The organism is Aquimarina pacifica, from assembly GCF_000520955.1.
Lineage (GTDB): Bacteria > Bacteroidota > Bacteroidia > Flavobacteriales > Flavobacteriaceae > Aquimarina > Aquimarina pacifica.
The window spans coordinates 18,662-31,264 of sequence record NZ_JACC01000040.1 but is presented as its reverse complement, the minus strand read 5'-3'; the positions used below and the strand labels follow the sequence as shown (position 1 = coordinate 31,264).

The 12,603-nt window shown below is 34.8% G+C and carries 12 protein-coding genes; 11 read left to right on the top strand and 1 reads right to left on the bottom strand.

Annotation, left to right across the window (positions count from 1 at the left end; all coding sequences use genetic code 11):
* Positions 1-34: 34 nt before the first annotated feature.
* From DZ60_RS0117755 to qatD, 4 genes are read left to right on the top strand one after another with little or no spacing between them, the layout of a single operon-like run.
* Complete coding sequence (locus DZ60_RS0117755) at positions 35-1,876, top strand: KAP family P-loop NTPase fold protein (RefSeq protein ID WP_025743371.1); 1,842 nt, start codon at positions 35-37, stop codon at positions 1,874-1,876.
* A 6-nt stretch (positions 1,877-1,882) separates the two neighbouring features.
* Positions 1,883-2,719: a Qat anti-phage system associated protein QatB gene (gene qatB / locus DZ60_RS0117750; protein ID WP_025743370.1), complete on the top strand. Its 837-nt coding sequence runs from the start codon at positions 1,883-1,885 to the stop codon at positions 2,717-2,719.
* The gene (qatC, locus tag DZ60_RS0117745) at positions 2,716-4,053 is read left to right on the top strand and encodes a Qat anti-phage system QueC-like protein QatC (protein ID WP_025743369.1); all 1,338 of its coding nucleotides are present in this window, start codon (positions 2,716-2,718) and stop codon (positions 4,051-4,053) included. The genes qatB and qatC overlap by 4 nt, the downstream gene beginning before the upstream one ends.
* Complete coding sequence (gene qatD, locus DZ60_RS0117740; protein WP_025743368.1) at positions 4,050-4,784, top strand: Qat anti-phage system TatD family nuclease QatD; 735 nt, start codon at positions 4,050-4,052, stop codon at positions 4,782-4,784. Before qatC ends, qatD begins: the two co-directional genes overlap by 4 nt.
* Before the next feature lie 122 nt (positions 4,785-4,906).
* Here the strand turns inward: qatD and DZ60_RS0117730 are convergent, their stop codons facing one another.
* A complete protein-coding gene (locus tag DZ60_RS0117730) occupies positions 4,907-5,572 on the bottom strand; it encodes an N-acetylmuramoyl-L-alanine amidase family protein (protein ID WP_025743367.1) in 666 nt (221 codons plus the stop codon).
* A gap of 166 nt (positions 5,573-5,738) precedes the next feature.
* Between DZ60_RS0117730 and DZ60_RS0117725 the strand changes: the two genes are divergently transcribed.
* The 7 genes from DZ60_RS0117725 to DZ60_RS0117695 all read left to right on the top strand — a co-directional run bounded on the left by DZ60_RS0117725 (position 5,739) and on the right by DZ60_RS0117695 (position 12,548).
* Positions 5,739-6,026, top strand: coding sequence for a hypothetical protein (locus DZ60_RS0117725; RefSeq protein WP_025743366.1), 288 nt, complete (start codon positions 5,739-5,741; stop codon positions 6,024-6,026).
* Between the two features lie 270 nt (positions 6,027-6,296).
* Complete coding sequence (locus tag DZ60_RS0117720) at positions 6,297-8,699, top strand: TraG family conjugative transposon ATPase (protein WP_025743365.1); 2,403 nt, start codon at positions 6,297-6,299, stop codon at positions 8,697-8,699.
* 35 nt (positions 8,700-8,734) lie between these two features.
* The gene (locus DZ60_RS0117715) at positions 8,735-9,292 is read left to right on the top strand and encodes a conjugal transfer protein (RefSeq protein WP_339917541.1); all 558 of its coding nucleotides are present in this window, start codon (positions 8,735-8,737) and stop codon (positions 9,290-9,292) included.
* Positions 9,292-10,131: a hypothetical protein gene (locus DZ60_RS0117710; RefSeq protein WP_034230060.1), complete on the top strand. Its 840-nt coding sequence runs from the start codon at positions 9,292-9,294 to the stop codon at positions 10,129-10,131. The genes DZ60_RS0117715 and DZ60_RS0117710 overlap by 1 nt, the downstream gene beginning before the upstream one ends.
* 21 nt (positions 10,132-10,152) lie before the next feature.
* Positions 10,153-10,779: a conjugal transfer protein TraK gene (locus DZ60_RS0117705; RefSeq protein ID WP_025743362.1), complete on the top strand. Its 627-nt coding sequence runs from the start codon at positions 10,153-10,155 to the stop codon at positions 10,777-10,779.
* Positions 10,760-11,734, top strand: coding sequence for a conjugative transposon protein TraM (traM, locus tag DZ60_RS0117700; RefSeq protein WP_025743361.1), 975 nt, complete (start codon positions 10,760-10,762; stop codon positions 11,732-11,734). Before DZ60_RS0117705 ends, traM begins: the two co-directional genes overlap by 20 nt.
* A 13-nt stretch (positions 11,735-11,747) precedes the next feature.
* On the top strand, positions 11,748-12,548 hold the full coding sequence (locus tag DZ60_RS0117695) for a DUF4138 domain-containing protein (RefSeq protein WP_025743360.1): 801 nt from the start codon (positions 11,748-11,750) through the stop codon (positions 12,546-12,548).
* The last annotated feature ends 55 nt before the right edge of the window (positions 12,549-12,603 follow it).

Sequence of the window (12,603 nt, the reverse complement as noted above, 5' to 3'; positions counted from 1 at the left end):
CATTGGCTTTTTTTGAATAAAATAACGTCAAAAAATGTGGAATGATAACGAAACAAACTCTGATTTTATCGACTATCAGCATCTTGTAAATGCTGTAACAAGCATTGTAAACAATGTCAATCTATTGCCTTGTAGTATTGGTGTTTTTGGCGATTGGGGAAGCGGAAAGTCGAGTCTTATGAGAATGGTTGAAGAGACCTATTTAGGGGACAAAGATGTTTTAATTATCAACTTTAATGGATGGTTATTTGAAGGGTATGAAGATACCAAAACCGTTTTGATGGGCAGGATAGTTAACGAAATAATCAAAAAAAGAAAACCACAGGATAAAGCATTAAAAATTGCAGCAAAACTTCTAAAAAAAATAGACTTACTTAAAATTGGACAATCTGCTGTTAAGCATGGAGCTGGTTTTATGTTAATGGGGCCAGCAGGACTTGCCTTAACTACTACATCAGACATCTTAAGTAAGTTGTCCAATGCCGATTATGAAGAGTATATAAAAAAGCAAAATGAAAATACTGACCCTGACGAAATCCTTAAAAATGACATTCAAGAATTCCATCTAGCATTTGAAGAATTAATTAAGGAAACCAATTTAAAAAAAATAGTAGTGTTAATTGATGATTTGGATAGGTGTTCACCAGATACAGTCATTGGAACACTTGAAGCCATTAAATTATTCTTATTTGCGAAAAATACTGCTTTTGTAATTGGGGCGGATGAACGACTCATTAAACATGCAGTTAGAAGAAGGTTTCCAGAAATACCAGGAGACAATACTGAAGTGGGACGTGATTATCTGGAAAAACTAATTCAATACCCAATAAGAATTCCACCCCTTAGTGACCTAGAATTGACAACTTACATCAATCTATTATTCACTAATTTATATACGGACATCGGAGAATTTGAACATATCAGGATAAGTGTTTTAGAAGAGAAAAATAAAGACCAATTTGGTTTTACGTTTAGATTAGAAAATGCGAATGAATTTGTTACTGAAGTCAACGAAAATCTAAAAGAAGCGTTGCTTCTCTCTGCCCAACTTGTATCGGTTCTGGCAGTAGGTCTTAATGGTAACCCCAGACAGACAAAAAGATTTTTAAACACTCTTTTGTTAAGACACCAGATGGCCAATTCCAAAGGAGAAAATCTTGATAAACGTATTTTGGCAAAACTAATGCTCTTGGAATACTTCAAGTCAGAAACGTTCAAAAGTTTTTATCAACAACAAGCAAAGAACCAAGGAATTATTACCGAATTAAAATTGATGGAAGAGTTAGTACTAGAAAATAATGATGAAAAATTAGATGAACTGCCAGTAGAATTTCAAAGTTATTTACAAGATTCTTGGATTAGACAATGGCTATCTTCAGAACCCAATGTCAGCGAGGTAAATTTACAATCCTATTTTTATTATTCAAGAGACAAATTATCCGTTTCTGGGACTAATATCCAAAGAATGAGTTCTCAAGCTCAAGAATTATTTATAAAACTCTTAAATGATTCTGAAACTATCAGAAGCTTGGCCTTAAAAGAAGTAAGGTCTCTTAGCGATGGGGATTCATCAGCGATATTTGAATCTCTAGCAGAAAGAATGAAAAATGAAGGAGAACAGAATGGGGAATCACCAACCATAAAACGTTTAATAGATTTTTGTAACGTCAGAAATGAACTAATCTCTCAATTATTAAGTTTGATTGATAAATTACCGCACCAAGTTTTACCACTTAGTATTACCACTTGGCTTCAAGGAATTTCCGAAAATACTTCGCACGAACCTACAGTTAATAAAATGATAAAAGACTGGAGTAAGAGTTCAACAAATAAGCGTTTGGCAGGAATCGCCAAACGTAAATTAAAAAACTTGTAATAAATTATGGGAACTTCTGCATCAGGTACTGGACCAAAAGGAAAAACACCATTACTACCCAGTTGGGCAACTGACTCTGACAATGCCCCAGAAACAGACGAGAAAAACAATCAGCAATCGGATGACACTTTAAATGAAACAGTAGATTCAAAACCTGAAACAGTACCAACACAAAAATTATCAGGCACAAAAAGTATACTCACAAGAATTTCTAATGGAGGTAGCGGTTCTAGTTTTAAAACTTTTGCTAAATCATATATAAAGTCATCTGGTGGTAGTAGGGCAGCCACAAAATCTTCAATTGCTGGAATTAACGTTGGTAGAAATTATCTTGGTTTTTTGAGCGGAGTTTCAAAAGAAGGCTTTAATGAAACTTTACAAAAATATGACTTATCTGATTGTATAGGTAAATCTAGTGAGGAAGTTATTGCAAAAATTGCTGATAGAATTGCCCCAACGGGTAGTACTAATGACGAAGCAATCGCACGTGCAGCCATAATGATAACATTTGACCGACTCTATGAAAAAATCCTTGATAGTGGTAGAGATATAGAATCACTAGACAGTATTAACTCAGAAACATTGTCTGATACCGTAGTTGAATTTGTGAGTGCTTATATCTTCAAGAAATGGGTTTATGAAGCTGGAATTGCTCTTGAAAGAAATGATTTATCTGAAAGCGAAGCAATTAAATTGGAAAATGAAATGCGTTTTTTTATAAGAGATGAAGTAAAAAACGGATTTAAAAAAGCTGATATTTCTAAAATAGATTTAGCTCAAGGAGAAGGAAAAAAAATAATAGAGGACATATTTGAACTCGCATATTCAACACTAGAAAAATGAGTATTTGGCACATAATAATAAAAAATAATGAGAAGGATACTTTTGATGTAAAAGTGTCTGCTTCAGAAGAAAAGTATATTTTAAACACCGTTCAATTAGGAAATGACCCATCCGCTTTGGGAACTAATATTTTCAAAGAATTACGTTTGGCAAAAATAGAACCAAAAGATGAAGTTTTAGATTTATTGCATCTTTCCCTCGGAATTTACACTACTGACCAAGTGGTTTCCAGAAAAGCTCATGGCTTTCAAGAATGGAGTCGCCACTTCAAAATATATATGCCTGTTTCCTCTTTGGACAAATGGGAAAATGCAAAAGAAGATTTGCAGAAATTACTATCGTTTTTAAGTGGAGATAAATGGGAAATTTACTTTAGAAAAAACATAATTACAGAAGGAAAACAAATTAAACTCATTAAAAACCACAACCCTAATAAAATAGAAAAGGTCGCTTTATTTTCTGGTGGAATGGACTCATTTATTGGAGCCATTGACCTATTAGAAAACAAAAAGAAGGTAACCTTTGTTAGTCACTATAAAAGAGGAGCTGATAAAAGTGCTCAAACTATGCTGTATGAAAATTTAAGAAAAAAATATGGCGATGAGTCTTTCTCTAATTATCAATTTTATGTGCAGCCAAATCAACAGCATGCCAAAGCTTCAAAAGAAGAAAGTTCTAGAGCTAGGTCTTTTTTGTTTTTGTGCCTTGGTCTAATAGTGGCAAATACATTAGAAGAAACTATTGACTTCATTATTCCCGAAAATGGCTTAATCTCTTTAAATGTTCCTTTGACTGGAACTAGACTTAGTAGTCATAGCACAAGAACTACACATCCATACTACCTATCTACATTTAAAAAAGTGATTTCCGAATTAGGGATAAAGAATAAAATTAACAATCCATATCAATGGAAAACCAAAGGCGAAATGATGGTTGAATGCAAGAATCAAAAATTGCTAAAAAAACTTAATCATGAAACACTTTCTTGCTCTCATTCAGAAAATAGTAGGTATTCAGGCATGAGACCAGGAATTCAATGTGGATATTGTGTACCATGCATTATAAGACAATCAGCAGAAAAGAAAAGTGGTACTACCGGAACTGAATATGTACACAATATAACTCAAAATGTTCCTTCACAAAAACTGGTTTCTGGCAGTGACATAAGGGCATTCAAACTATCTCTAAAGCGTTTAGAAAACCGTCCAATAAGAAGCATAATGTTTGATATTTTGAGTTCTGGCCCTTTACCGTTTGAAAGTAAGCAAGAATTAGATAAATATATAGATGTTTATCAACGTGGAATGAATGAAGTAAGAGATTTTTTAGAATGAAATATCATGACACTCATTTTCATCTGGACTTGATGTCCAATCCGATTGATATTGTAAATCAAATAGAGAAATCTAAAGTTTACACAATCGCAGTAACGAATAGCCCCAAAGTTTATTTTTATACAGAAAATATTACAAAAAACACTAAGTATATAAGACCGGCTCTTGGATTGCATCCTGAATTAGTTGGAGAAAGACATCAGGAAATTGATAAGTTCATTTCACTTTTAAGTAAGACAAAATATATTGGAGAAATAGGACTAGACAATTACAACAAATCGCCTGTAGATTATAAAAGACAGGTTCAAGTTTTTGAGAAAATAATATCAGAATGCACAAATTTTAGCGATAAGGTTTTGACGGTTCATAGTCGAAAAGCCGAAAATGATTTACTGGATATTTTTGGCAAATCGTTCCCTGGGAAAGTTATTCTACATTGGTACTCAGGCTCTATCAAAAACCTTGAAATTGCGGTATCCCGTGGATATTACTTTTCGATAAACTACCAAATGACAAAATCTAAAAACGGACAGAAGATTATTGATAGTATCCCTATTAATCAAATTCTATTAGAAACGGACGGTCCTTTTACATCATTAGGCTCAAAAAAATTCACCCCATTAATGGTTGACAGTATCCTAGATAAAATTTGTCATTTAAAAAAGGATTATAATTCAGATAAACTAAAAAACGTGATTTTAAATAACTTTTACGACCTGATTCAGAATTGATGGTTTTTAGGGGTTATGCTATTTACGAGTACTAACAATCCACCTATTAATATCTTTTATTTCTTTTTTTAGTTCTGATAAGAGCTTTTTCAAACTCTTCACAATCTCAATAAGTATTTCCTTCATAATCCAGTATTAAAATAGTTACACAATCCCATTAAAATGGCCAATGCCATAGCTCTTATATTTTTGGGTTTTAAAAAATAATCCGCTTCATCAGTATTCGTAACAAAGCCCATTTCAACGAGTATCGAAGGGCGATATGTAGTATTCTCTCGTAGCACTTGAAAATTTGAAAATCGGACAGCTCGTTTTTTAAAACCTAATTTTTGGGTGCTTTCTTTCAAAATGGACAATCCCATTTCGATAGATTTTTTTATCAGCACTTCTATGTCATTGGTATTATGTACATAAACATCTATCCCTTTTGAAGAAGTATTAGAAGCATTGCAATGTAATGATACAAACACATCAGCCTTTAAGCTTTCAGCTAATTGGCTTCTGTCCGATAAGGAAATTAAAGTGTCCTTATATCTAGTTGAGTAAATGTCAAACTTGTTATTTATAAGGGTTTTATTTAGCCTTATAATCTCATTTGCAATATCAAGCACAACATCCTTTTCTTGAATACTATTTGTGCCAATTGCACCAGTATCTTTTCCACCATGCCCAGGATCGATGATAATCACTTTTTGTTGACCGAAAATCACACAGAAATGTAGCATCAAAATCACAAAACTGACGTTTTTAGGCTTTATCCTCTTCCAAAATTTTAGAGTTATTAACATAGCACTTCTCGATTTTCATAAAATTTGATACCAATTCGTATCAAATAAAAACAATTGATGTCAAAATTTATTTTATTCACAAATTACTGATTATCAGTTATTTGCGTTGTAATATACACTATTTTTCAAATATCAAAATTGACGTAAAATTTAAATCACCTTGATTATGAAAAAATCACATTATGTAACCATCTTATCATTACTTATTTCAAGTACGACTTTTGCACAAATTGGAGGTATCGAAGATTCCGTAAACGATGTTTCCGATACTATCCGAACCATTTTCCCTATTATTCTGGGCGTTATATTCTTAATTGGCTTTCTATTCAATGCAGGACACTTCTTTGGCGAAAATGCCGATTTAAAAAAAGGTATTACCCGTGTATTGGTCTTTGTATTGATTGCGGGAGCAGTCGTGGGCATCTTTACGTACCTCATTAGCATCGTAGTGTAATGAAACGATTCGAGGTCTATAAAAACATACGCAAGCGAGCCGTGATTATGGGTCTGCCCATATCATTGTTCGCTTTAATGATGACCGTTGTTATCGGTTCATTGCTGTTCATCATCTTTTCGTTCAGCTTTACTGTTATCATTTCAGTATTTCTATTGAACGGTGCACTGTATATCGTATTGACTCACATTACCAAAAACCCTGCATTGATGCACATCAAAAAGGTATTCCCACAAACAATTAGTAACAAAAAAGGAAGTCGTCTGTACTATGAAGAAAATTAACCTATCGGCATATCATCCTATTTTGGATATTCAAGACCATATCGTGTTCGCTAATAACGGCAATGTGGTATTGGGCTATCAAGTGGACAATCCTGAAATCTATTCCCTCGCGGAAAAAGATTTTGAGGATATTCACGGTTCGTGGTTTCAAGCGTTTAAATCATTGCCTATTGCCACGGTTATCCACAAACAGGACATCTATCAGAAAGCTGAATATTTGGCGGAAGAACTTCCGAACAAAAGCTTTTTGCAACGTGCCACACACGATTATTTTAAAGGTCGGGAATTCATTAAACATTCTTCTTACCTATTCTTTATACTTCCGCACAACAAAGCTTTGAACGCACCGAAGTTTACCAACCCATTCCGCAAGGTCGAAAAGGGTATTCATAAGCAAATGGACCATAACGTTCAGGAATTTATTGCTTCTGTTAACGATGCCGTTTCCTTTGTAAATAACAGCCGGAAAGTGTCATTGATACCTTTGGGTATCGATAAAGTCTTGTCATTGACCAATGCTTATTTTAATGGATTCAACGAAGGATTTGATACCGACATTCTATTGAAAAAAGCGAATATTGAAATTGGCGACCATCATTTTGATGTGCTGGCCATCAATAGCGAATTGTGTTATGGCGATGTGGTTCAGAGTAGCAAGACCAATGATAAATTTACTTCGGACGACTTTGTATTCCACCAAGGATTTATTGACGGATTAGGGTTGAATCTCAATGAAAATCATATTGTCAACCAAATCATTTATTTGGATGATAAGCACAAATGGCGAAAGCTGTTGGACAAGAAAATTGAAGAACTCAAAAAGAGTTCCAATTTTGGAACACAGAACAAAGTCATCTTAAAGAAGATTGAAGACATTGTTACCAAAATCAATGAGGACGATAGTTCAAGAATTATTAGGGGTCATCTAAATATTATATTCTGGGATAAAGATGAAGCACAATTAGAAAGAATTGCTTCCAAAATAAAAACCGAATTCAAAGAATTGGATATAGTGCCTTATTATCCAAAAGGCGAAGAACGCAAGCAATATTTCTTAAACTCATATTGCTGTTTTACTTCCAATTTTTCTAATGAGGATTTATACGTAACCGATTTAAAACACGCTCTTTGCCTGTACATTAACAATACCAACTATCAGTCAGATGCCACAGGTGTCATCTTTAATGACAGACAACATAACATTCCTGTACTTAAAGATGTCTGGGATGAAAAGAAGAAACGCATCAAGGCAAGGAACTTTGCCATTTTCGCACCTACTGGAGAGGGAAAATCTTTTTTGGCAAACAATATTCTACGCCAATATTTTGAACAAAATGTTCGATTGGTCATTATTGATTTAGGTGGTTCATATTCAAAATTTGCCAAGCTCTATCCAGACGACCATATCATCCTTCGCTATGAACAGGGAAAAAATTTGGGTATCAATCCATTCTATATCTCTGATGTCAATGATTTGACACCAGAGCGATTGGAAGATTTGGCAATCTTCCTTTTAGAGCTCTTGGCTTCGGGCAAAGCAACGACTAAAGCTGAAGAAGTGGCGGTCAAAAAAGTACTTCGGTACTACTATCTACAAAATGTGGGTGGTACACATTCTTTGGAAAATTTATACCAGTTCGTTGATACAAAAAAAGACACCTTTTTAGAAGAACTACATATTCAAGAGCAACATTTCAACATCTACGATTTTCTGCACATTCTCTCTGAATATGTGGATGATGGCTTGTACAGCTTCCTGTTCAATGTAAGTGAAGACCAGACCTATAAAATTGAGGATAAAAGACTGATTGTTTTTGAACTTGATGAAGTAAAGGACAATAAGGAAATCCTTTCCGTAATGTTGAAGCTGATTAAATCTGCCATTCAAAGAACCATTTGGAGAAATAAAGCCGAGAGGGGAATCATCCTATTCGACGAGTTTGCCAAACAGCTCAAATTTGGAAATGTACTCGAAAGTGTAGAATTCTATTATCAAGCCATTAGAAAACAAAATGGAGCGATTGGGATTATACTGCAATCCATTAACCAATTGCCCAACAATTCCACATCGGCGAGTATTCTTGAAAACACCCAAGTAATTTACAGCCTTCGTAATGAAAAAGGCTATGCCGAATTAAAAAACAGGCTCAACCTTACCAGTCACGATTTAAACCAGTTAAAATCCATTCGTAACAACCTTACAGGAACACGAAAATATACCGAAATGTTCATCAAAATCGGAAAGGAAAGCAACATTTTCCGATTGGAAGTACCGCCCGAAGTCTTTGCTGCTTACCTCACGGATGGCAAAGAAAACGAAGACATTATGAAACATTTTGAAGAACACCAAAATATGGAGAAAGCCATTAAAATATTTATTAATTCTTAAAAATAAAAATTATGAGACACACTATCAGAAATCTAATGTTATCCGCACTATTTGTAGTGCTAATTGGAAGTAAGGCTTCGGCCCAGGGGATGCCTGTGTATGACAACACAAACTTTATCTCTTTTGTAAAATCATTATTGGAATCAGGTAAACAAACCGCCAATTTAATGAAGACGGTAAAATTCCTTAAAACCCAAAAAGAGAATATCGATAAGGTAAACAATGTCATCAAACAACTTCAAGCAGTCAGGGAACTGGCAAGAAACAACCAACGATTGTTTGATGTTGTACAGGATGATTTGAGGGAAATCCTCAATTCCCCTTTTATTAAACCAAATGAAGTTACACGCATTTCAGATTCCTTTGATGCCATCCTTCAGAACTCTATGGCTGGTATGGAATATATCGACCAAATATTGTCCAGCGACAATCTGAAAATGACCGATGCCGAACGTGCCGAAGTCCTTAAAGAAAAAGAGCTGGAATCCAAGGAAATGGTAGCGGAAATTGAGGCAAAAACCAGACGCTATCGAGAGATTATTCAATTTCGAGAAATGCAGTACAAAATCAATAACCGAGAAACCGATTACTAATGTCAGGTATTTTTTTAGGCATAGGGTTAGAGTTTGTGGACACTATTTTTCAAACGATAAAAAATAGTGATTTCTCACAATACACTATTGTAGGAATGAAGACACTCGCCCTCTTGTTTTTTCTCATCAACATCCTAAAAAAGTACAATGAAGGTGTAGCCAATAATGAGGGTTATACGTGGGGATTGACCCCTGCGGAACTGGCCAAAAACTTTGCAATAGTGATTTTAGTCATTTTTTCCACACAGGTATTAAGTGTTTTCGACACCATTTTGGTGGCCATTGAAAACCAATATCGGGACACGGCACCCGCACTTCTTCCTTTACAGATGCAAGATATTGACATCGAACAGGATGTAAGTGCTTGGGATGCCACCAAAAAAGCAATGGCAATGCTTTATGAAGCATTAGTAACACCTTTATACGGCTTAAAAATACTATCCTTTATTGCCGGAATATTTCTCTGGCTATTGGATTTGTTTATTTACCCCTTATTCCTTGCAGAACGATTCTTTTTGCTGGGCATAATGCAAGCCTTTTTCCCTTTGGTCATCAGCTTGGCGGTTTTTGAAAAGTTCAGGTCGTTGGCATACAACTTTTTTAAGCTTTACGCTGGCGTATATATGTTAGTTCCTGCCTTCTTTCTGGTCAATGTTTTCGTGAATAATCTTTATACCGAAATCAATACAAATTTCTGGAGCGACTTATTTGGTACGGATTGGGGGAGTAATTTTTTCGCACCGCTTTTACAGTTAGGGTCTATCGGATTTATTGTATTGCTGAAATTCAAATTATATAAACGAGCGACCTCGTTCACTTTTAAACTCTTTACAGGCTGATAAAGCAATAATAATTTACAGATGAAAACACCATATAAGAATATTTACAACATCTTAAAGCTCAATCGCTTTATAGTATTGACCGTCGTTATTGGAGCTGTGCTCACGTGCGTCATTTCCGTTTTGATGGTCATAAAGCTGCATAAAGAAACAGTTAATAATGCTTTTGTAGTCAATTCGGACGGAAGTGTTATTCCCTTGAAACTGGTATCTCAACAAGAAAATTTAAAAGTAGAAGTCTTGGCACAATTGGAGTTGTTTCACACTTATTTCTATAACATTGATGCCAGCAATTACGAAAAGAACTTGGAGAAAGCCCTTTGGTTGGGTAATAGTTCTGTAGATGCTCTGTACCGACAGAAAAAAGCCGATGGAGTTTATAACCGTTTGTTGCAATACTCGTTGGTTCAAAAAGTATTGAATATCGAATCCAAAGTTGATATTCAAAACGAACCCTACAAGTTTGAAACGAAAACCATTTTTGAAATCAATAGAGGTACTATCACAGATACTTATGAGTTGACCACTATTGGAAATTTGATTCACGTAGATAGAAACTTTCCAAACAATACCCACGGACTGCTAATTACCAACTTTTTTGAAAGCACATTACGAAAATTAGAAAATTATGAAAGTAGAAAAAAATAAAATAGTCTTTGCCATCGTGTTGGTATGCATCCTGCTTTTTATAGGTGGCTATGCAATGCTTATATTGGGCGAGGACGAAGAACCGACCATTGAGAACAACCAGATTCCTGTACCGGAACTGGAAGACGACCAAAAGGAATACGATTCCAAATTGGATGCCCTAAACGACTTAAAGGAAGTTAGGGAAACCAACGCACCCAGCATTTATGATGAACGGCTGTTGGATTCCACAGGCGTATATGACCCTGATTTATTGGACAAGAAAAAAATGCAGATGGTAGATAGCATTTACCAACAAGGGCAGATTCGATATTCAGATAGAACGTTTGAAAATATTAATCCAAGATACTATCCACCAAAACCACCTGTTAAGAAGGAAAAAGACACAACGGATGCTATTGAAGAGCAAGAAACGAACGTGGAAGCCAAAGAACGTGCTTTGGAGCATCAACTCTTTTTTGCTTCGCATCCTATTGAAAATGAGGATTTGAATTCAAAAAATACCGATGATTTCATTTATGTACGAGTAGATGGCACACAAACAGTTAAAACCAATTATCGCTTACAAATGCGGTTGATAAAAGATGCTACCATTTATGGACAACGCTATTCCAAGAATACGCCTATTTATGGATTTGTCAATTTTAAACCCAATCGCACCATCATAGACATTGAGAATATCAATCATCAACCAGTAAAATTGAAAGCCTATGATTTTCAGGATGGTAGCGAAGGCATTTATGTTGAAAACAGTTTTAGAGCAGAAGTTACCAATGAAATTGTTGGCGATATGGTGGACGACATTAATATTACTGGTGTTCCGCAAGTAAGCGGTTTCAAGAAAATATTCCAACGTAACCATAAAAACGTAAAGGTTACGATAACCGATAATTACAAACTCATTTTAAGACTTCCTAAAACAAAATATCAAGGAAAGCCCATAATGGGCAATTAATAAACTCACTCTTATGAAAACATATATCACATTACTGTTATTGATTTGTTCAATGTCAATTTCAGCACAGCAACCCCTTGACACTATTTACGCCAACGACCAGAAAAACGTTGCCCTGTTTTTTCCAAACCCTATTCGACAAGGAATTACAGGAGCTTCCAATTTTGTATTCACCTATAATCGTGAGAAAGAGCAGTATTTCGGTTTGTTACAGGCGAAGCCTGGAACAGAAAGCAACCTATTGACCGTTACAAGTGATGGTCGCGTTTATTCTTATATTTTGAAATATTCTGAAAAACTTCCAGAACTGAATTATTTTATCAATGAAAATGAAAGCATTGGCAGTGAACTTCCGGAAAAGATTAAGCAGAAGCCAGAAGTTAAACCGTTGAACGAATATGCAAATAGAATAACACATTTTCAAAAATTCAGCGAGTATTTATTAAAATCCAACTTTGAGCGTATTGAAACCAAACGCAAAAAAGGAATTAAAGTCCAATTACAAAAAATAGCGTATGATGCTTCTGAAGTGTATTTGGTTATAGAGGTCAAGAACAGGTCTGGAATCGATTTTGAAATTGACTACATTAAAGTTTATAGAACCAACGGAAACAAAAAGCGTAAAGCCTCTTACCAAAGATTACAACAAGAAGTTATTTACAAACACAAAATGCCATATTCCATTACTGATGGAGAAAGTCAATGCTTTGTGTATGTAGTTTCAAAGTTTGTTTTAGGCGACAACGAAAAGTTAATGCTGGAGCTGAAGGAGCTAAAAGGGAGCAGAAAAATGATTTTGGAAACCAAAATTTAAGAGGTGTTTATCACCTCTTTTTTTTGTGATTAAAAAAGTATCTTTGTTATAAATA